Source organism: Methylotenera sp. (assembly GCF_029946165.1).
GTDB lineage: Bacteria > Pseudomonadota > Gammaproteobacteria > Burkholderiales > Methylophilaceae > Methylotenera.
The window spans coordinates 54,950-73,969 of the sequence record NZ_JAQSDZ010000006.1 but is presented as its reverse complement, the minus strand read 5'-3'; the positions used below and the strand labels follow the sequence as shown (position 1 = coordinate 73,969).

Genomic DNA, 19,020 nt, shown 5'->3' with positions numbered 1-19,020 from the left:
TGTGCTGGTATTTACTGAGCACGAATTTCACCATCTGATTAATATGAATAGATATTGCTACATTCGAATTACTTTTAAATATAAGAGTAGAAGCGGAAAAGTCACTTAAATTAATATAACGCCATACTTAAATTTCCAGAGTGAGTGATAACCTTCAAAATCATCCCCTAACCTACCAATAGGATACCAAGCTAGGTAGATTGCACAGCTCAAGTAGGTTGAAAGCAGACTTCAGGCTTTAATCGCCAATTAAAACTTAACTGTTGAATTGAATAAGTTAGGTAATTGCTGGGTATTAGTAAATCAAAATCAGCAGCCAAATTATGAGGTTTATAATCAAATACCTGAAGAATTTGTGTTGTTGCTTCAACGTGTAGTCACAAAGATTGCCGATTATCTTGCCGAGAATCCTACACATAACGAACCAACTTTACTTAACTTTTATTTTGAAGCATTACAGTTTCCACTTTGGCAGAATCCTGTGGCTCACAAAGTTGCTTGAATAAGTATGTTTACAACAAATATTGTTTATTATCAATTAGTTAAAAGTTAATAATTTAATTTAGTTATATATGAACTACCATTTTAGGATCTACCATTCTTTTTAATGTAAACAACCCCGTCATCTTGATAAGTTAATGGGGTTTATTTATTCTAATTTTTCTAGTTAGACATATTTTCAAACGAAGTTTCTAAAACGTATATTTGTAAAATCTTCATAGTGCCATCGTAAAAGCGCAACGATGCTGCTCACGAAATTTATTAATGTTAAAGGTAAGGTTAAGCATTGTAGCTTGCCGACTGACCTCGCATATTTTAAACCCAGAGATATGGTCAAAAAGTTAAATCATGTTATGCTCTAAAAAAACTTGGCAAGTCTCTGCGGTTCAATATACTATCAACTCACCGATTAATTACTCATTCAAATAGGATGAGTTTCTATTAAAATGACAATCATGATTGAAAATAACAAGGCTTTACAACTTGAGGTTGCTGAATTAATGGTTCAGGCACTAAATCTGGATACTTCAGCAAATGAAATTGACCCAGACGCACCGCTTTATGGCGACGGACTAGGTTTGGATTCTATTGATATTCTTGAAGTTGCTTTGGTCATTTCGAAACGTTATGGTTTGCAGCTCAAGGCAGATAGCGAAAATAATCATGAAATTTTCAGTTCGCTACACAATCTTACAAGCTATGTTGCAGCAAATAAGGCAAGCTGAGATTTCAGTAAAGGATGATGCTCAAGTTCATCAGAATTGCACGTGGATTAGGCATTACGGCATGTATTGTAATTTATGCGTTGTTGGTACACCACGTTAACACGTCCAACGTTCCCAGTTCACTCGCTGCAGTATTAGCCTTAATACCCATATTCATAATTGTGCTTAGCTATGCTTGGAAGAGTAGATCGCACTTATTTAGCATAAGTATATTGCTTACGTTATCTATTATCTCTTGGTTTTTATGGGCATTTTTAAAAGAGCATTCTGGGCTTGTATTCTGGATATTGGATGTTGGATTAATGTTAGCCTTGATGATGACTTTTGGACAAACGCTGTTACCAGGTCGTAAACCTTTATGCGTGCATTTTGCCGAAATAATTAATAGAGGTTCGCTCCCAGCAGAGCATGAAATTTATGCTCGTAGAGTGACTGTGGCTTGGGTGATATTTTTTGCAGCAATCAGTATTACCTCGACATTGTTTTTTTTTATGACGCCGTTAGCAACGTGGTCAATCTTCGTCAATTTCTTCACCTTACCGCTGGTAGCACTTATGTTTATAGTGGAGTTCTTGTTGCGTCGACGTTTATTAACAAACCTTCCTACAGGCCATGTGCTTGACGCAGTAAAAGCTTATTTAGATAAATCTACACGTGTTCGTTAAGTTTTAGTATGGCCCTCATGCAAACCCTACCTCTCATCACTCATACTTCATTTGCTAAACCCATCGCATGGCGTAAGGGGATTAGTGTTTCTGTGGAGGAGTTTCTTGCAGATGTTAATTATTTAGCGACATTACTTCCAGCTGGCAAACATATCCTTAATGTATGCAAAGATCGCTATCATTTCAGTGTGGGTTTAGCTGCAGCTATTATTAGTAATAAAGTTAGCGTATTGCCTCCGACGCACACACCAGAAATGTTACGTCAACTACAAATATTTTCTCCAGATGTGTTTTGTCTATATGACAATGATGATTGTGATATTGCATTGCCGCGATTTAACTACCCAACGATGCCTAAGCATCCCGCTAAAAAAGTTTCAATTCCGCGAATTAATACACAACAATTAATCGCGATTGTCTTTACCTCTGGCTCTACGGGTCAACCTAATCCGCATCCCAAAAAATGGGGATCTCTAGTACAGAATGTTCAGGCACAGGCAAAACGGCTTGGCTTATCAGAAAGCAACGAATACAGCTTTATTGGCACTATTCCACCTCAGCATATGTATGGTTTTGAATCTACAGTCTTGCTGCCTTGGCAAAGTGGCAATGCCATAAGTAGCGCGCAACCATTTTATCCAGCGGATATTTGCAGCGCGATGCAATCCATACCTGCACCGCGCATTTTAGTTTCTACCCCTTTACATTTAAGGTTGCTATTAGACTCTGAACTAAATATTGCAGAGCCCGCACTGCTACTCTCAGCAACGGCTCCTTTGAGTTATACCTTGGCAGATAAAGTTGAAACTACTCTTAAAGCGCCATTAATAGAAATATATGGCAGTACAGAAACAGGACAAATAGCGACTCGACGCACCATTGATGGTGATTCTTGGCAATTATTACCTCAGATAAAGTTAACACAGCAAGGTGAGCAAGTATTTGCGGAGGGTGGTCATGTAGAAGTTGCAACCACGCTTAATGACATCATAGAGTTAACCGAGCCAGGTTTCTTTTTACTGCATGGACGCACACAGGATTTAATTAATATTGCAGGTAAACGTAGCTCTCTGACTAATCTTAACCATCACTTGAATGCCATTGAGGGGGTAATTGATGGCGCTTTCTTTATGCCTGATGAGTTATCACATGATCATGTCACTCGGCTAAGTGCATGTGTTGTTGCGCCCAATTTAACGGCTAGTCAGTTATTAGCCGCATTGCGTACCAAAATTGACCCTGCTTTCTTGCCTCGCCCATTATTATTCTTGGAAACTTTACCCAGAAATGCCACAGGTAAATTACCACGTGAAGCCCTGAAAAAACTTTTCGATACCTCAATAAATAAAGATTTAAGTTGTACGCAAAACTGATAATGAAAAAACATATCCAACTTATACTACCTGCTGATCATCCAGCTTTCGCAGGACATTTTCCTGGAACGCCCATTGTTCCTGGCGTAGTGCTACTAGATGAAGTGATGCATGCTATTTCTATTGAGACGGGTTTAGTTGAAAGTGATTGGAAAATTAGTTCTGTTAAATTTTTGAACCCATTAAAGCCTAACGAGATAGTGATTATTGAGCATGAGCAACTCCCAAATGGTTCAATCAAATTTGAAGTGCTTGAAGGAAATCGTCAAATTGTTATCGGTAATCTTATTGCAGCACAAATTGCTGCGGATGCTTAGCATGACAACGACTAATAAAAATGATCCTATAGAATTAGCGCCTATAAAACCTGCTGTTTGGTTACAACGACAAGAGCGTAGCAATATGCTGATGTTGGGTATCATGTCTTGGATATCACTGCGTTTAGGTCGCACTGTTGCCCGCTCGGTGCTACATTTAATCGCTACTTATTTTGTATTGTTTTCGCTGGATAGCCGCCGTGCCTCTCTTAGCTATTTGCCGCGGGCACTAGGTCGCCCTGCTACTTGGGTAGATTTGTATCGTCATTTCTTTTGTTTCGCGGCCACCATACATGACCGCATATATTTGATTAATCGTCGTTATGATTTATTTGATATTGAAATACAAGGCGAAGAAAATATTCGCTCACTCATAGATGAAGGTAAGGGCGTGTTTTTAATGGGCGCACATCTTGGCAGCTTTGAGGTCATGCGTGCAATAGGGCGCAAAGTTCCAGGTTTGCGCGTCGCGATGGTCATGCACAAAGATAATGCACAAAAGATCAACTCCATGTTGGGCGCAATCAACCCAGAAGCTACTATGGACGTTATCCCCTTAGGACGCATTGATTCTATGTTACAAGTGCAGCAACGGCTTGACGATGGCATGCTGGTCGGCATGTTGTCAGACCGTACATTAGGCGATGAGCCAATGACCGAAATTGATTTGCTTGGGGCAAGCGCTGCGCTACCAACAGGCCCTTTTCGCATGGCGGCTTTATTGCGCCGTCCTGTAGTGTTTATGGTTGGCTTATATATGGGTAATAACCGTTATCAGGTACATTTTGAGACTTTGGCAGACTTCTCTAACATCCCCGCAGGAGGGCGTAATAAGGCAGTAGAAATAGCCATTTTGCGTTATGCAGAACTGCTAAATCGTTACACACGTTTAGCTCCCTATAATTGGTTTAATTTTTTCGATTACTGGCAATCTGTGCCTGGATCCTTGAATGAAAAGCTGAATAAAAAATTAATTAAGAAATGAGTAAGTCTATGAAAACCATCAAGTTAATTAATAAAAATTCTTTACATTGTTCGCTATGCGGCTTGTTATTGTTGAGCATCATGTTAATGGCGCCCCTCGCTAAAGCGGAGGGTAGTTGGGGTATTGATCAGTTAATGCAGTCTTTAGCTACTACGCGTTCCAGTCATGCAAGCTTTATTGAAAAAAAATCGATTGCCATACTTGAAAAGCCTGTGGAGTCATCTGGAGAGTTATTTTATAGCGCACCAGACCATTTAGAGAAACGCACACTTAAACCCAAAGCAGAAAGCATGCTGTTGGATAAGGATAAATTGATTGTTGAGCAGCGTGGCAAAAAGCATGTATTAGCCTTGCGTAACTATCCAGAGATCGCTGCATTCATTGATAGTATTCGAGGGACTTTAGCGGGCGACCGTCAGGCATTAGAGCGCAATTATCACTTAAGTATGGATGGAAATGAGCAAAGTTGGAATCTCACTTTAATTCCCATAGAAGATAAAATGAAAAAAGTGGTCGCAAAGATCAGCATTGCAGGCTTAGGCAATGCTCTGCAGACAATAGACATCTTACAAGCTGACGGCGACAGCTCACAGATGAGCATCACACCATTACCCGTTTTAGAGTAGATATTTTTGCTACTTCTAAAACTGCCCATCTTATGAATTTAACTGGATTACAACGACCTCGTAGTGCAATCGTTATTTGGTTGCTAATGTTAATCGTATGCGCTGTTATTATCAGCCGCAGTCACTTCACCGCCGACTTGTCCGCTTTCTTGCCCAGCAACCCTACTGCTGAACAACAATTACTCTTGGATCAGCTTAAAGATGGAGTGGCATCTCGGCTGATATTGGTTGGAATTGAAGGGTCTGATGCCAACACTCGTGCAAAACTCTCTAAAGAAGTTGCACAGGGTTTACGTAACAACGATGAATTTGTAACAGTTAATAATGGTGAGCCTATCAGTAGTGAGCGTGACCGTCTTTATCTATTTAATAACCGTTACTTATTAAGCCCTGCGGTTACACCAGCGCATTTCAGTGTTGATGGATTGCATTCGGCCATCAGTGATAGCATTGATCAGATTGCTTCGCCCGCTGGTTTACTGCTTAAGTCGCTACTTCCGCACGACCCTACTGGCGAGATGCTTCAATTACTAGACCAAATGAATGCGGAAAGTCGTCCGCAGTTATTTGATGGCGCTTGGGCATCGCATGATGGTAAGACGTCTTTATTACTCTTACAGACTCGCGCCGTAGGTTCTGATACCGATGCACAAAAACTGGCGATGCAAACAATTCAGGCAGCTTTCGACCAAGCTAGCCTATCTGTAATTAGCCAAAAGTATATAGTGACCGAAAATAAGCCAAAACTCTTAATGACTGGACCAGGCGTATTTTCAGTCGTGTCACGTGACGCTATTAAAAGCCAAGTGCGATTAATATTTATAGTCAGCACCGTGCTTATCGCTCTTTTATTGCTGTACGTTTATCGTTCATTGACTGCATTGCTGCTAGGTTTTCTGCCTGTTGCAACTGGCATACTGGCAGGCATTGCCTCCGTTAGTCTGGGATTTGGTGTCGTGCATGGGATTACATTAGGTTTTGGTACGGCTCTAATCGGTGAGGCGGTAGATTATTCTATATATTTATTCATACAGTCTGATTATGCGGCGGATGGAAAGAGTGAGAAAAATCGTCAACAATGGATAGCGAATGTATGGCCTACAGTCAGATTAGGCGTGCTAACCTCTGTATTTGGTTTTGCAGCATTAATGTTATCGGGCTTTCCTGGATTAGCCCAGCTTGGTTTATATTCAACAGCTGGGCTGATTGCAGCTGCTACCATGACACGTTATGTTTTGCCGCATTTGTTGCCCGCAGGTTTTAAAATCCAAAACTTAAACAATGCAGGGCTAAAACTATCCTATTACGCACATTTAGCTTCGCGCTTAAAATGGCCGGCAATTGGTCTGATTGTTGCATCCAGTCTGGTTGTATATCAACACCACGATCATTTATGGAATAGTGAACTTACTGCGCTTAGTCCTGTTTCAAGCGCAGATTTGGCGCTCGATACACGTTTGCGAGCTGGAATGGGCGCGCCTGATGTACGCTACTTAGTGGTTGTTTCTGGCAATAGTCAAGAAGCGGTACTGATGTCTTCTGAAAAAGTATCCATTGCGCTACAACCATTGGTCGAATCTGGTGAACTCACAGCATTTGACAGCGCCAGCCATTACCTACCTAGCCAACACACACAACAGGCACGATTAGATAGTCTGCCTAATGCCGAAGAATTAAGACCGAATTTAGAAAACGCCATTAAAGACTTACCAGTTCGCGCCAAAGTATTTACACCTTTTGTGCAGGATGTAGAAGCATCCCGCACAAAACCTTTATTGCAGCGAAGTGATTTAGATGGCACTTCAATGGCAATGGCAGTCGATGCAATGTTGCTGCAGCAAGGCAAGCGCTGGAGTGCACTAATACCGCTAACTGCACCAAAAAGTGGCAACATTGATGCAACTCAAATGCGTAAAGCTATAACTCAGGCACAAGTTTCAAATGCATTATTTGTAGATATGAAAACTGAATCCAATCGCCTATATTCGTCTTATATGCATGAAGCCATTATGCTGTCGCTGGCAGGTTTAACGGCAATTGTAATGCTGCTATTGTTTGCATTGCGCTCACCAGTGCGCGTACTCGCTATCATTGCCCCCCTAATCGCCTCTGTACTCACTGTCACGGCAGGCTTGGCTTTATTGGGACAGCAATTGATTATATTGCACTTGATTGGCCTATTACTGATTGTGGCGATTGGCTCTAATTACGCACTTTTTTTTAATCCGCCACTTAATCAACATACACAGGCGATTTCATCGCACACTTATGCATCACTGCTACTTGCCAATGTGGCTACAGTACTAGGTTTTGGTTTACTCGCATTTTCCAATGTGCCCGTATTGCAGGCTATGGGGATTACGGTAGCACCAGGTGTCATACTCGCATTAATATTCTCAGCAGTGTTTGCACGTCATGCACCACCTGATAAGGCCAAAATCTGATGCGTTATCTGAGCCACTTGGCGCAGGTTGGGCAACAGGCTGATACGCTTATTATATTATTACCTGGCGCATATCAACACCCAGAAGATTTTATCGAGCAAGGCTTTGTAAGTGCATTGCAAGAACGTAAATTAGCAGTGGATTTAATTATGGCAGAGTTAGAGTTCAGCCATATTGCCGATCAAACCGCGCTCACTGAAATCCATAGCGAGTTAATACAAGTTGCCATCACAAAAGGTTATAAAAGTATCTGGTTGGCGGGTATTTCCATAGGCGGCTATGTCGCTATTGCATATGCCAATCGCTATCCCGCAGGACTGACAGGTCTTTTACTATTAGCGCCTTATCCTGGCAATCGTATCACTACTGGTAAGCTAGCCTCAGCAGGCGGTGTTCAGGCATGGACACCAGAATTTATACCTAGTGATGATGTCGAACTGGGTAATTGGAGTTGGCTAAAAACTCATGCAACTGCTACAAATATTGAAGTATATTTAGGTTACGGTGAAGATGACCGCTTCGCAGAAAGCTATTTGATGATGGCGGAAATGATGTGCGAAGATCGAGTTAACAAAATTGCTGGTGAGCATACATGGCCAGTATGGCAGCGGTTATGGCAAAATTTTTTGGATAAACGATTCATTAAAACAATTCATGAATAAAGCTATTCAACCATCTTGGCATTCCCCCGTGCTGATTAAGCTATCTATAACGCTTCATTTACTTTTATTGGTGGCATTGTTAATCACGCCAAACTTATGGAAGTGGATATTGGCTATATTTGTTTTTAATCATTTGCTAATTGCCGCAGTGGGATTGTGGCCGCGAAGCAATTGGTTAGGACCAAATTGGACACAATTGCCATCTACAGCAGCTAGCCGGAATGAGATCGCGCTGACGATTGATGATGGCCCTGAGCCATTGGTGACACCACAAGTGCTGGATATATTAGATCATTATCATGCGAAAGCTACATTTTTTTGCATTGGTAAAAATGTGACGAAATACCCTGAACTAAGTCGTGAAATTTTACGACGTGGTCATAAGATAGAAAATCATAGTCAACAGCATAGGCATTATTTCTCTCTGCTAGGGCTAAAAGGATTCACTCGTGAAATTGAGGCAGCGCAGAAAACACTTTTTGATGTCACAGGATCACGTCCTCAGTTTTTTCGGGCTCCGGCAGGGTTGCGTAATCCTTTTTTAGAGCCAGCACTTAATCGCTTAGGGTTAAAGCTTGCAAGCTGGACGGTACGTGGTTTTGATACGACGGTTAGAGATGCAGAAAAGGTGAGTAAGAAATTATTATCAGGATTGCGTCCAGGGGCAATTTTATTGTTACATGATGGCAATGCTGCTATTACAAAACTCAATATTCCGATTATTCTTACGGTACTTCCCACTCTGTTGGAAGAAGCTAAAAAGAAAAATTTGCACTGGGTCACCCTGCAAGAGGCACTCTAAGATTCAGATCGTAACAACATAACAGCGAAGCAAAAAATGTATAAATTACTAACCACACTCAAAGCGTTAAGGGGGATTCATTGAAACCTTTATTGTTATCGCATTTCACAGCTACCAGTTGTATTGGGCAAGGGCTGAAGCAAACATTAGATGCACTGCAACAAGGTCGAAAAGGCTTAAAGCCGTGTGATTTTGAAACGGTAGAATTAAACACGTTTATTGGCGAAGTCAGTGAAGTCAACCAGGTGAAAATGACGGCAGATATGAGTGAGTATAATTGCCGCAATAACCGTCTGGCAAAGTTAGGATTACAACAAGACGGATTTGATGAAGCGGTTAAACTTGCCGCAGAAAAATATGGGCGCAATCGTATCGGTGTATTCATAGGCACCAGCACTTCTGGCATCCTAGAAACAGAGATTGCTTTTCGTTCCAGAGATTCTGTTTCTGGAGCGTTGCCTGACGATTTTGTTTATAGAAAAACTCAAAACACTTATTCAGTTGCAGATTTTACCCGACAATATTTCAAACTTACTGGCCCAGCTTTAGCCGTATCCTCAGCATGCTCCTCAAGTGCCAAGGTATTCAGCGTGGCGCGTCGCATGATTGAAGCTGGCTTAATTGATGCCGCCGTCGTAGGTGGTGTCGATTCGCTGTGCTTAACCACTTTGTATGGCTTCCATTCATTAGGGCTGCTCTCCACACAAGCTTGTCGACCATATAACACTGCACGTGATGGAATTTCGATTGGCGAAGCTGCAGCTTTCGCCCTATTGGAAAAACCTTCTGCTAATCTACAGCCAAATGACGTGCTACTGCTTGGGATAGGGGAGTCGAGTGATGCTTACCATATGTCTTCACCTCATCCAGAAGGTTTAGGTGCGCGTATGGCCATGCAACAAGCCTTGGAAAGTGCTGGCTTGGTACCAAGTGATATTGATTATATTAATCTGCACGGTACGGCAACGCCAAGTAATGATGCAGCGGAAGCGAAGGCGGTTACTGCTGTTTTTGGCAACGACACACCACCTTGCAGCTCTAGCAAAGGTGCTACTGGCCATACATTAGGTGCTGCAGGTGCGGTGGAAGCGGTGATTTGTGGGCTTGCATTACAAAATGGATTTATAGTTGGCGGACTTAATACCAATGAGGTTGATCCATTGCTTAAAATGAATTACCAGTTAAAAAATCAGCCTCAAGCTTTATCCTACGTGATGAGTAACTCATTTGGCTTTGGCGGTACTAATTGCAGCCTAGTTTTTGGACTTGCAAAAAATGGAGATCAAGTCTGATGAACGCTGAACCTATTACTTATCTGAATGCTTATATTGAAGGCATCGGTCTATTAGGCCCTGGCTTATCTGGCTGGTCAAATAGTCAGGCTATATTGAATGGTTTACAACATTACCAACCCTCAAAAACAATCATTCCAGCGCCTGAATTATTGCCAGCTGCAGAACGACGACGCGCCAGTGATATTGTTAAACTGACCTTGGCGACTTCTTTAGAAGCCATCACTACTGCTGGATTACAAGAAGAAAATTTACCTAGTGTATTCTCATTTTCTAATGGTGATGGTCTGAACTGCCACACTATTTGCGAAATGCTGGCCTCTGAGGACAGGCAAATTTCACCTACGCGCTTTCATAACTCTGTGCATAATGCTGCCGCAGGCTACTGGAGCATTGCGACTGGGAATATGGCAACTTCATCAGTGCTATGTGCGTTCGATGCCAGCTTTGGCGCAGGATTATTAGATGCATTGACACAGGTTGTAGTTGATCATACACGCTGCATATTAATGGCGAGCGATACGCCATATCCTGAACCCATGTTTGCTAAACGACCTATCCCTAACAACTGCGGTATCGCATTAATACTTGCACCGCAAGCGAGCCAAAAATCTCTTGCTCAAATAAAAGTTAGCCTTACTCAGGACCCCGCAGACCAATTTGATGATGTTGCGCTAGAAGCCTTGCGTTTGGCGATTCCAGCAGCACGCGGTTTACCTTTATTGCAGGCTTTAGCCCAACAAAAAGACCGTCGCGTTGTGTTAGATTACCTCGATGACTTACGTTTAGCCATTGAGGTAAGCGCATGTTAACTCAGCAGGTGAATCAGAAACTAGATCATGCTTGGATCGAAAGTCATATTCCGCATCAAGGCAGCATGTGTTTATTAAGCAATGTACTGGCGTGGGATCAAGAAAAAATTACTTGTCTTGCCGATAGTCATCGTACCCCTGATAACCCATTGCGCGCACACGGAAAATTAGGCATCTCATGCGGTATTGAATATGCCGCTCAGGCAATGGCTGTGCATGGTGCATTGTTAGCACCTGCTGATAGCGAAACACCTAAAGTAGGCTATTTAGTGAGCGTACGTGGCGTTACTATGGCCGTGACAAGATTGGATGATATCGTTTCAGATTTGCTGATAACGGCTGTTTGCATTATGGCAAGTGAAAGTAATATGCTTTACCAATTTACCGTGTCAGCTGATGACAAACTATTACTAGAAGGGCGTGCCGCTGTGGTTTTAGATGCAGATGCACTCGCCATTAAATAATGAATTTACACGAAGGCAGTTTATGAAAAGAGCTTTAGTTACAGGTGGTAGTGGAGGAATAGGCTGCGCTATTAGCCGTCGTCTCGCGGCGGATGGTTACCATGTTTATATCCACGCAAACCAAGGCATTGCTGCTGCTCAGCAATTAGCCGTTGAAATCTGTGCGGCTGGTGGTAGTGCAGAGGCTTTGCAATTTGATGTGACTGACAGCGCTGCAGTGCATGCTGTACTAACCCCATTAGTCGAGAATGACCCCATCCAGATTCTGGTTAATAATGCTGGCATCCATGATGATGCAGTTTTTCCAGGTATGCGGCCAGATCAATGGCATAAGGTAATCGACGTATCTGTACATGGTTTTTTTAACGTAACACAACCATTAATGATGCCGATGATCCGCAGTCGCTGGGGACGTATCGTTAATGTATCCTCTGTCGCGGCACTGACTGGTAATCGTGGTCAAACCAATTACTCAGCGGCTAAAGGTGCAATTAATGCTGCGACTAAATCCTTGTCTTTAGAAATCGCCAGTAGAGGCATTACTGTTAACGCAGTTGCCCCCGGAATTATTGATACCACAATGAGTGAAACTGCATTTGACGCAAAGACCATTGCCAATATGGTGCCAATGAAGCGTGCCGGTACGCCAACGGAGGTGGCTGATTTGGTTAGTTTCCTAGTTTCAAATCAAGCTACTTACATTACAGGGCAGATTATCTCTATCAATGGCGGCATGATTTAACCTAATCAGTTGTTTAGCAAGCGCCTTATCAATAACAATGGTAGGCGCAGTAAAAAACCGATAAATAGCCGTGAGTACATCCACGTGAGTAGTATGTTGTCACGTAGATAACGGAAGTGCGAAACACCACCTTCATCCACACTAAAATAGCGCACAGGTGCAGGTAAGTTAACCACCTTTACGCCGCGCCAGCTTAATCTTATTGCGGCTTCAGGGTCAAAATCAAAATGGCGCATCCAAGGCTGAAAGCGCATGACTTTTATCAGCGGCTCGATGGGGTAAACACGAAAGCCAAATAATGAGTCGCCAATTCCTGCCCATAAAGTTTCAACATTAGCCCACCAATTTGAGAGTTTTCGTCCTTGAACCCTGATGTTGGGAGCACTCGCATCGAATATTGGTTTACCTAATACCATCGCGCCAGGTTGCTTCATGGATTCAGCCATGAACACAGGAATCAATTCTGCTGGATGTTGGCCGTCAGAATCCATCGTCAATACATGTGTGTAACCTTCTGCGAAGGCTAAGTGTAAACCATGTAAAACCGCAGCGCCTTTACCTTTATTTTCTAATAAATGGATGACTCGCAAGCCATTATCTTCTGCAGCCATCGCTTGTAAGGTAACTTCCGAGCCATCAGTACTGCCATCTATTATTACCCATACTGGATTCCAATATTGACGTGCTGAACGTACAGTTTCATACACTTTTTCGCCTGGGTTATAACTAGGAATAAGGACGATGTGACTAGAAGAAGTGGTTATCATGAATAATTTGTTCCCTTTGGTTTCAATTTATCTAACTCCGCACTCCGTTGAGCTTTGTCAGGGCAAGCAAAATTTTCATTAGCTGCAGGATTACTCGAAGATGTTAATGCCTGCGAAAAATAGTCTTCTAGCTCTGCGATGAAGTGATGCGTATCTATTGGTGGATTAAAACGCTTACCTAACCTAACTTTGTAACTTACAGGCAATATAGGCTTGCGAAACAAAGGCCAGCCTTTGCTTAAATAAGGCGAGTTTGTTTCAATCAGTACCGTTTGTACTGGCAATTTTGCTAGCTTAGAGATAAGTGCGATACTGCCTTTAAGAGAATTGATTGGTTGATTAATTGTGCGAGTACCCTCTGGAAATAATAGCAAGTGACTACCTATATTAAGATCTTCACTGGCTTGTTTTACCATGTCGCGTATAGGGCCATTGCAAATATAACGCGCTAAACGTGCGCCTGCACCCAAAAATAGATTGTTCATCAGCTCGGCTTTCATAACACAAGCCACATTCGGTAAACGTGAAATAATCATCACAGCATCAAGTAAACATGGATGATTTGGCGCAATAATCAGCGGTGCTTCGTCTTTTAATACATCAAGTTCAGATAAATCGAAATTACATCGGCGCGAGATAGTTAAGCTAGCAAGATAAGCCCGAAAAGATATCATGATGACATGTCGACCTAACAGCGTTGCATAACGCGCAGGCAAGAAAGGGTATAGTAGGGTCGCTAATATTGTCCAACTCAGGCTTAAAAAACCTAACCAAAGCAAGCCCATATACAACACAAAATAGTCATAGATAGTCAGCAATATGTCTCTCATGAGTTTCAACTATATTGCGCCCATGTGGTTGCTGGCAGGGGAGAATGCAGTGGCTTCAATCTCTAATAGAAGCTCTTTGCGGCATATATCCGCCTGTATAAAAACAGCTTTTACTGCGCCGCCCATATATCGCTCCATTTCATTTCGCACTAAAGATAAATCAGACGCACTGCGAATATAAACCCGGAAATAGATATTGCGTAAATCAAATTTTTTCTCACCTAACATCTGATTGGCCTCGTTAATTACAGCGTCCAGATTCTCTAGGGTTTCGTTTGTTTGTGCCACTGCATCTAATGGATGCATGGTTAAATGCCCAACGATGCTAGCAGTACCTGATATAAATAATATCTCATTTTGTTCTGTATGCAATAAAGTCGCACGTGAAAAACTCGGTGCACGTGGTCCATATTCTTCTGGATATTCATAAGCACTGATTTGCCGTGGATTTTCTACTGCAATAGGTGCCTGACGACCCAACAGAAAAGCAATGGTCAATGGACCGCTCTCCAAACCTAAAGCACAAGCAGCAGGCAACTGGGTGCCAACGCTCGTAGCATATGCCAGAAATGCATTCTTGCGCCCCACATTAAACTGGCGATAACGTTCTAGCTCATGACTAATGCCATTAATATCAGCCATGTAATTCCAGAACCGATAAATATAGGGGTAATCCATTTCTTCCATCAACGCAAATATTTGGCGATAAGCAGACTCTGCGGCATTTTGTAATACGCCATTTTCTGGCACAGTGATCACACCAAACAATAACTCGTCACTCAATCGATATTGAATTGCGTTTTTGGCCCCATTCACCAAAGGTTTAGCTTGTGACGAAGCGAGGCTATTAAGCCAAACCTCGGTGGAGGTCTCGTTTTCATCTAGAAGGGGAGCTTGCAAATAAATTGTAGGAATTTCAGCCGCACCTTCAATTTTCATATCTATGAGGGACGCACTAAAACAGATAGCCCCCAGCGCTTTGTCTTTCCAAGATTGTTCTTGTTGCTCAATATTTGCAAAAGGCATGCATATAGTTTCTATGCCTGTTATAGGTAAACTCATTGCTTAAGTGGCATCCTGAAAATGATATGAAAGGCGGTGGGAATTCATGAGTTAAAACTTTTTTACAATCTAACATATGGATTATATATTACGAGCAAGAAGCTCAATCGAATAAGATGGCTTACTCAAAGTCTAAATCCAAAGTACCTCTGATCAATATAAATTCATTTTCGCCTACAATCCCAGGCACTTAAATTCTTAACATTCCTGCTAAAAGTGATTGATTTTTGCTGAGTGTGATTAGCTAAGTCGTAAAATTAAGTGATCAAATAAGGTATAATTCGCGGTTATCTAACTGTTTAATGAGGTATTTATGCCTATTTACGATTACCAATGTACAAGTTGCGGCCATAAGGCTGAAGTCATGCGCAAAATTAGCGCTGCCAGCACTGAGGCCTGCCCATCCTGTGGCGCTGAAACTTTTAGCAAACAATTATCTGCTCCTAGCTTTCAGTTAAGCGGTAGTGGCTGGTATGCGACTGACTTTAAAAATGGCAACAAGTCTGCACCCGCAGCAAAAAGTGAGACTTCGACTGAAAAAAAGTCTGAGGTAGCAGCTGCACCAGCTGCTTGTGCTACTGGCTGTGCTTGCCATTAATTCTTATGATCTATCTGATTCTCTAAGTACATGAAAAAATATTTTATTACTGGTTTGCTAGTGTTAGTGCCACTGTTTATTACAGTATGGGTGCTATCAAGCGTTATTGGCATCATGGATCAAAGCTTATTTCTATTGCCCATGAGTTGGCGTCCGAAAGCTTTACTCGGTCATGAGATAGTCGGTATCGGCGCATTGCTTACCGTGGTGATTATTCTCAGCACGGGCGTAATAGCTACCAATTTCTTCGGAAAGCAGTTGATTAACCTATGGGAGGCAATGCTCGCACGCGTTCCAGTCGTAAAGTCTATTTATGCCAGTGTTAAACAAGTGTCAGATACCTTGTTTTCAGATTCTGGTAATGCTTTTCGTCAGGCCGTATTAGTGCAATTTCCAAGAGAAGGTTCTTGGACTCTGGCTTTTATCACAGGTCAACCTGGTGGAGATATTGTCAATCACTTGCAAGGTGACTTTGTCAGTGTTTACGTTCCTACAACGCCCAACCCCACAGGTGGATATTTTTTAATGATGCCGCGCGCTGAAGTCATAGAACTAGATATGAGTGTGGATGAAGCACTTAAATACATTATTAGCATGGGCGTAGTGGCACCTTCTAAAAAGCTTAAAAACAAAATAAGCTACTAGCAATAAAAAACAATTCAATTAACCGACTATTTAACAAGAACTTAACATTATGCGTACACATTACTGCGGTCATTTAAACCGCGAACACATCGGCCAAACAGTTACTCTATGTGGTTGGGCACACCGTCGCCGTGACCACGGAGGCGTGATTTTTATTGACTTGCGCGACCGTGAAGGTTTGGCGCAAATCGTGATTAATCCTGATGCAAAAGCAGCATTTGCTATTGCTGAAAGTGTGCGTAGTGAATATGTGCTAAAAGTTACTTGTGTTGTTAATGCGCGCCCAGAAGGCGCAACTAATGCAAACTTGGCCACTGGCGAAGTTGAAATGATTGCCACTGAGATTGAAATTCTCAATGCTTCACTCACGCCTCCGTTCCAGTTAGATGATGAAAACTTAACTGAAACCGTGCGCCTAGAGCACCGTTACATTGATTTACGTCGTCCAGCGATGCAAAAAAACATGATGTTGCGCTATCGCGTTTCTAAAACTTTGCGTGATTATTTAGATACCAATGGCTTCATTGAAGTTGAAACGCCCATGCTCACACGTTCAACACCAGAAGGTGCGCGTGATTACTTGGTGCCTAGCCGCGTTCATGCTGGTCAGTTCTTTGCATTGCCGCAATCACCGCAATTATTCAAACAGTTATTGATGGTATCTGGCTTCGATCGTTATTTCCAAATCACCAAATGTTTCCGCGATGAAGATTTACGTGCTGACCGTCAGCCAGAATTCACGCAAGTGGATATAGAAACATCGTTCATGACCGAAAATCAAATCATGGACATCGTTGAAGAGATGATTCGTCAAATGCTTAAATCTGTGCAAAACGTAGATTTGCCAGCGGCGTTCCCACGCATGTCATTCCACGAGGCAATGACGCGTTATGGTTCAGATAAACCAGATATGCGCGTAACGCTAGAAATCACCGAGCTTTCAGATGTGATGAAAGACGTAGATTTTAAAGTGTTTGCAGGCGCAGCAAATATGGCCGGTGGTCGCGTGGCGGCATTGCGTGTGCCAGGTGGCGCGGCAATTGCTCGTAGCGAAATTGATGCTTACACAGAATTCGTCAAAATATACGGCGCTAAAGGTTTGGCGTACATCAAGATTAACGACGTGACAAAATTAAACGAAGAAGGTCTACAAAGCCCAATCGTTAAAAACATTCATGTGACGGCATTGCAAGCAATTATCGACCGTACAGGCGCACAAAACGGCGACATCGTTTTCTTTGGCGCAGATAAATCTAAAGTGGTCAACGAGGCGCTTGGCGCATTACGCCTTAAAGTCGGTCACGATAAAGGCCATGTTGATGGTCGTGCATGGGCGCCATTGTGGGTGGTTGATTTCCCAATGTTTGAACATGACGAAGAAAATGATCGTTGGGCTGCATTACACCATCCGTTCACTGCCCCAAAAGATGGTCACGAAGATTTACTTGTTTCTAACCCAGGAGCTGCGCTTTCAAAAGCTTATGACATGGTGCTAAACGGCTGGGAAGTAGGCGGCGGTTCAGTACGTATCCATAAACAAGACGTGCAATCTAAAGTATTCGACGCACTAAAAATCAGCAAAGAAGAAGCCCAAGAAAAATTCGGCTTCTTGCTAGACGCCTTGCAATACGGCGCACCTCCACACGGCGGCCTAGCCTTCGGTTTAGATCGTTTGGTCACTTTAATGACAGGTGCAGAATCTATCCGTGACGTGATTGCCTTCCCTAAAACCCAGCGTGCTCAGTGCTTAATGACGAATGCGCCGAATGAGGTTGATGAGAAACAGTTGAGAGAGTTGCATATACGCGTTCGCTCGCAGACTCCTGCTACTTAATACGGGGATGTTAATATTTTAACTTTATTGAAAATCGGAATGGCGACTTTGTTTTTAGTCGCTTGTTCTGATACAAGTAATGGCGAAATATTCACGCTTTACCGAAATAGTTTGACGGATTCAAATATGCGCATTCATGTGGCTACCTTTGATTCACAGGATGGTGAGGTTTACAATAAAGGTAATTGTGATCAGGCTCAATTACTTTTTCAGAACCAACCTGAGATAAATACCAAATTTTGGTGTGAAAAAGGTCAATTTAAGCAGTAACTATTTGGCTACAGCATGCAATTAAAATCCTTAATACGCACCATTCCGCATTACCCCAAGCAAGGCATTCAATTTCGCGACATTACCACTTTGTTGAAAGACCCTATCGGCTTTCGCATGGTGGTTGATGCGCTCGCTCATCATTATGCCAATCAAAAAATAGATAAAATCGCGGGTATCGAAGCGCGTGGTTTTATCATTGGTGCGGCACTGGCTTATACGCTGGGTGTGGGTTTTGTGCCTATTCGTAAATCTGGCAAGTTGCCTGCTGAAACTATCGGCCACGATTATGCTTTGGAGTATGGTGCTGACCGCGTGGAAATTCATACCGATGCGGTTGCGCAGGGCGAGCAGGTATTGCTAGTGGATGACTTGATTGCTACTGGTGGCACGACAGAAGCCGCTGCGGCGTTGATTCAGAAGTTGGGCGGCGTTGTCATGGGCTGTGCATTCGTGATTAATCTGCCGGATTTGGGTGGCTCGAAACGATTAATTGAAATTGGACTCAAACCTTTCTCATTATGTGAGTTTGAAGGTGACTAATGTTTTACAGGTTTTGCCTGCACCTTGCATTAGCGGTAAATTTCCCACAAACTGTTTAAAT

Annotated in this window: 22 protein-coding genes; 19 read left to right on the top strand and 3 right to left on the bottom strand. The window is 42.6% G+C overall.

The genetic code is table 11. The features are described from left to right. Nucleotides 1-358 precede the first annotated feature (358 nt). The 14 genes from PSV17_RS04600 (at nt 359) to fabG (ending at nt 12,410) form a co-directional block, all read left to right on the top strand. The gene (locus PSV17_RS04600; RefSeq protein WP_300480123.1) at nt 359-502 is read left to right on the top strand and encodes a hypothetical protein; all 144 of its coding nucleotides are present in this window, start codon (nt 359-361) and stop codon (nt 500-502) included. A gap of 454 nt (nt 503-956) precedes the next feature. Continuing rightward, on the top strand, nt 957-1,226 hold the full coding sequence (locus PSV17_RS04595; RefSeq protein ID WP_300480121.1) for a phosphopantetheine-binding protein: 270 nt from the start codon (nt 957-959) through the stop codon (nt 1,224-1,226). A 212-nt stretch (nt 1,227-1,438) separates the two neighbouring features. Further along, complete coding sequence (locus tag PSV17_RS04590) at nt 1,439-1,891, top strand: hypothetical protein (protein WP_300480120.1); 453 nt, start codon at nt 1,439-1,441, stop codon at nt 1,889-1,891. A gap of 17 nt (nt 1,892-1,908) precedes the next feature. After that, nucleotides 1,909-3,264: an AMP-binding protein gene (locus PSV17_RS04585; RefSeq protein ID WP_300480118.1), complete on the top strand. Its 1,356-nt coding sequence runs from the start codon at nt 1,909-1,911 to the stop codon at nt 3,262-3,264. 2 nt (nt 3,265-3,266) lie between these two features. Then, the gene (locus PSV17_RS04580; protein WP_300480116.1) at nt 3,267-3,581 is read left to right on the top strand and encodes a hypothetical protein; all 315 of its coding nucleotides are present in this window, start codon (nt 3,267-3,269) and stop codon (nt 3,579-3,581) included. A gap of 1 nt (nt 3,582) precedes the next feature. Next, the gene (locus PSV17_RS04575; RefSeq protein WP_300480114.1) at nt 3,583-4,566 is read left to right on the top strand and encodes an acyl-CoA synthetase; all 984 of its coding nucleotides are present in this window, start codon (nt 3,583-3,585) and stop codon (nt 4,564-4,566) included. A gap of 8 nt (nt 4,567-4,574) precedes the next feature. Beyond that, the gene (locus PSV17_RS04570) at nt 4,575-5,192 is read left to right on the top strand and encodes a LolA-related protein (protein WP_300480112.1); all 618 of its coding nucleotides are present in this window, start codon (nt 4,575-4,577) and stop codon (nt 5,190-5,192) included. Nucleotides 5,193-5,224: 32 nt separating this feature from the next. After that, nucleotides 5,225-7,636, top strand: a complete 2,412-nt coding sequence (locus PSV17_RS04565; protein WP_300480110.1) for an MMPL family transporter — start codon at nt 5,225-5,227, stop codon at nt 7,634-7,636. Next, nucleotides 7,636-8,298, top strand: coding sequence for an alpha/beta fold hydrolase (locus tag PSV17_RS04560; RefSeq protein ID WP_300480108.1), 663 nt, complete (start codon nt 7,636-7,638; stop codon nt 8,296-8,298). Before PSV17_RS04565 ends, PSV17_RS04560 begins: the two co-directional genes overlap by 1 nt. Further along, the gene (locus PSV17_RS04555) at nt 8,291-9,100 is read left to right on the top strand and encodes a polysaccharide deacetylase family protein (protein ID WP_300480106.1); all 810 of its coding nucleotides are present in this window, start codon (nt 8,291-8,293) and stop codon (nt 9,098-9,100) included. Before PSV17_RS04560 ends, PSV17_RS04555 begins: the two co-directional genes overlap by 8 nt. 80 nt (nt 9,101-9,180) lie before the next feature. Next, a complete protein-coding gene (locus PSV17_RS04550) occupies nt 9,181-10,392 on the top strand; it encodes a beta-ketoacyl-[acyl-carrier-protein] synthase family protein (protein WP_300480105.1) in 1,212 nt (403 codons plus the stop codon). Next, nucleotides 10,392-11,204, top strand: a complete 813-nt coding sequence (locus PSV17_RS04545) for a beta-ketoacyl synthase chain length factor (RefSeq protein ID WP_300480103.1) — start codon at nt 10,392-10,394, stop codon at nt 11,202-11,204. The genes PSV17_RS04550 and PSV17_RS04545 overlap by 1 nt, the downstream gene beginning before the upstream one ends. Continuing rightward, entirely contained in the window at nt 11,198-11,668 is a 471-nt protein-coding gene (locus PSV17_RS04540) for a hotdog family protein (RefSeq protein ID WP_300480101.1), read from the top strand. The genes PSV17_RS04545 and PSV17_RS04540 overlap by 7 nt, the downstream gene beginning before the upstream one ends. Nucleotides 11,669-11,690: 22 nt before the next feature. Then, nucleotides 11,691-12,410, top strand: coding sequence for a 3-oxoacyl-ACP reductase FabG (fabG, locus tag PSV17_RS04535; protein WP_300480099.1), 720 nt, complete (start codon nt 11,691-11,693; stop codon nt 12,408-12,410). Nucleotides 12,411-12,415: 5 nt separating this feature from the next. On the opposite strand, the gene PSV17_RS04530 is transcribed toward fabG, so the two are convergent. From PSV17_RS04530 to PSV17_RS04520, 3 genes are read right to left on the bottom strand one after another with little or no spacing between them, the layout of a single operon-like run. Further along, nucleotides 12,416-13,177 carry a glycosyltransferase family 2 protein gene (locus PSV17_RS04530; RefSeq protein WP_300480098.1) on the bottom strand — a complete coding sequence of 254 codons (762 nt, stop codon included), beginning with the start codon at nt 13,175-13,177 and terminating at the stop codon, nt 12,416-12,418. Beyond that, nucleotides 13,174-14,007, bottom strand: coding sequence for a lysophospholipid acyltransferase family protein (locus tag PSV17_RS04525; RefSeq protein WP_300480097.1), 834 nt, complete (start codon nt 14,005-14,007; stop codon nt 13,174-13,176). Before PSV17_RS04525 ends, PSV17_RS04530 begins: the two co-directional genes overlap by 4 nt. 9 nt (nt 14,008-14,016) lie before the next feature. Then, complete coding sequence (locus PSV17_RS04520) at nt 14,017-15,069, bottom strand: hypothetical protein (RefSeq protein ID WP_300480096.1); 1,053 nt, start codon at nt 15,067-15,069, stop codon at nt 14,017-14,019. A 313-nt stretch (nt 15,070-15,382) separates the two neighbouring features. On the opposite strand from PSV17_RS04520, the gene PSV17_RS04515 reads away from it, so the two are divergent. From PSV17_RS04515 to PSV17_RS04495, 5 genes are read left to right on the top strand one after another with little or no spacing between them, the layout of a single operon-like run. After that, the gene (locus tag PSV17_RS04515) at nt 15,383-15,667 is read left to right on the top strand and encodes a zinc ribbon domain-containing protein (protein WP_300480094.1); all 285 of its coding nucleotides are present in this window, start codon (nt 15,383-15,385) and stop codon (nt 15,665-15,667) included. A 30-nt stretch (nt 15,668-15,697) separates the two neighbouring features. Further along, nucleotides 15,698-16,312 (top strand): DUF502 domain-containing protein, encoded by a 615-nt coding sequence (locus tag PSV17_RS04510; RefSeq protein WP_300480092.1) that lies wholly within the window; start codon nt 15,698-15,700, stop codon nt 16,310-16,312. Between the two features lie 49 nt (nt 16,313-16,361). Then, nucleotides 16,362-18,146 carry an aspartate--tRNA ligase gene (aspS, locus tag PSV17_RS04505; RefSeq protein ID WP_300480090.1) on the top strand — a complete coding sequence of 595 codons (1,785 nt, stop codon included), beginning with the start codon at nt 16,362-16,364 and terminating at the stop codon, nt 18,144-18,146. A 39-nt stretch (nt 18,147-18,185) separates the two neighbouring features. After that, nucleotides 18,186-18,416, top strand: a complete 231-nt coding sequence (locus tag PSV17_RS04500) for a hypothetical protein (RefSeq protein ID WP_300480089.1) — start codon at nt 18,186-18,188, stop codon at nt 18,414-18,416. Between the two features lie 15 nt (nt 18,417-18,431). Continuing rightward, nucleotides 18,432-18,959: an adenine phosphoribosyltransferase gene (locus PSV17_RS04495; RefSeq protein WP_300480088.1), complete on the top strand. Its 528-nt coding sequence runs from the start codon at nt 18,432-18,434 to the stop codon at nt 18,957-18,959. Nucleotides 18,960-19,020: the final 61 nt, after the last annotated feature.

Excerpts from the sequence above, each read along its gene's own strand:
- PSV17_RS04595 (WP_300480121.1), top strand. The coding sequence starts at position 957 with ATGATTGAAAATAACAAGGCTTTACAACTTGAGGTTGCTGAATTAATG.
- PSV17_RS04585 (WP_300480118.1), top strand. The coding sequence starts at position 1,909 with ATGCAAACCCTACCTCTCATCACTCATACTTCATTTGCTAAACCCATC.
- PSV17_RS04580 (WP_300480116.1), top strand. The coding sequence starts at position 3,267 with ATGAAAAAACATATCCAACTTATACTACCTGCTGATCATCCAGCTTTC.
- PSV17_RS04575 (WP_300480114.1), top strand. The coding sequence starts at position 3,583 with ATGACAACGACTAATAAAAATGATCCTATAGAATTAGCGCCTATAAAA.
- PSV17_RS04570 (WP_300480112.1), top strand. The coding sequence starts at position 4,575 with ATGAAAACCATCAAGTTAATTAATAAAAATTCTTTACATTGTTCGCTA.
- PSV17_RS04565 (WP_300480110.1), top strand. The coding sequence starts at position 5,225 with ATGAATTTAACTGGATTACAACGACCTCGTAGTGCAATCGTTATTTGG.
- PSV17_RS04560 (WP_300480108.1), top strand. The coding sequence starts at position 7,636 with ATGCGTTATCTGAGCCACTTGGCGCAGGTTGGGCAACAGGCTGATACG.
- PSV17_RS04555 (WP_300480106.1), top strand. The coding sequence starts at position 8,291 with ATGAATAAAGCTATTCAACCATCTTGGCATTCCCCCGTGCTGATTAAG.
- PSV17_RS04545 (WP_300480103.1), top strand. The coding sequence starts at position 10,392 with ATGAACGCTGAACCTATTACTTATCTGAATGCTTATATTGAAGGCATC.
- PSV17_RS04540 (WP_300480101.1), top strand. The coding sequence starts at position 11,198 with ATGTTAACTCAGCAGGTGAATCAGAAACTAGATCATGCTTGGATCGAA.
- fabG (WP_300480099.1), top strand. The coding sequence starts at position 11,691 with ATGAAAAGAGCTTTAGTTACAGGTGGTAGTGGAGGAATAGGCTGCGCT.
- PSV17_RS04530 (WP_300480098.1), bottom strand. The coding sequence starts at position 13,177 with ATGATAACCACTTCTTCTAGTCACATCGTCCTTATTCCTAGTTATAAC.
- PSV17_RS04525 (WP_300480097.1), bottom strand. The coding sequence starts at position 14,007 with ATGAGAGACATATTGCTGACTATCTATGACTATTTTGTGTTGTATATG.
- PSV17_RS04520 (WP_300480096.1), bottom strand. The coding sequence starts at position 15,069 with ATGAGTTTACCTATAACAGGCATAGAAACTATATGCATGCCTTTTGCA.
- PSV17_RS04515 (WP_300480094.1), top strand. The coding sequence starts at position 15,383 with ATGCCTATTTACGATTACCAATGTACAAGTTGCGGCCATAAGGCTGAA.
- PSV17_RS04510 (WP_300480092.1), top strand. The coding sequence starts at position 15,698 with ATGAAAAAATATTTTATTACTGGTTTGCTAGTGTTAGTGCCACTGTTT.
- aspS (WP_300480090.1), top strand. The coding sequence starts at position 16,362 with ATGCGTACACATTACTGCGGTCATTTAAACCGCGAACACATCGGCCAA.
- PSV17_RS04500 (WP_300480089.1), top strand. The coding sequence starts at position 18,186 with ATGGCGACTTTGTTTTTAGTCGCTTGTTCTGATACAAGTAATGGCGAA.
- PSV17_RS04495 (WP_300480088.1), top strand. The coding sequence starts at position 18,432 with ATGCAATTAAAATCCTTAATACGCACCATTCCGCATTACCCCAAGCAA.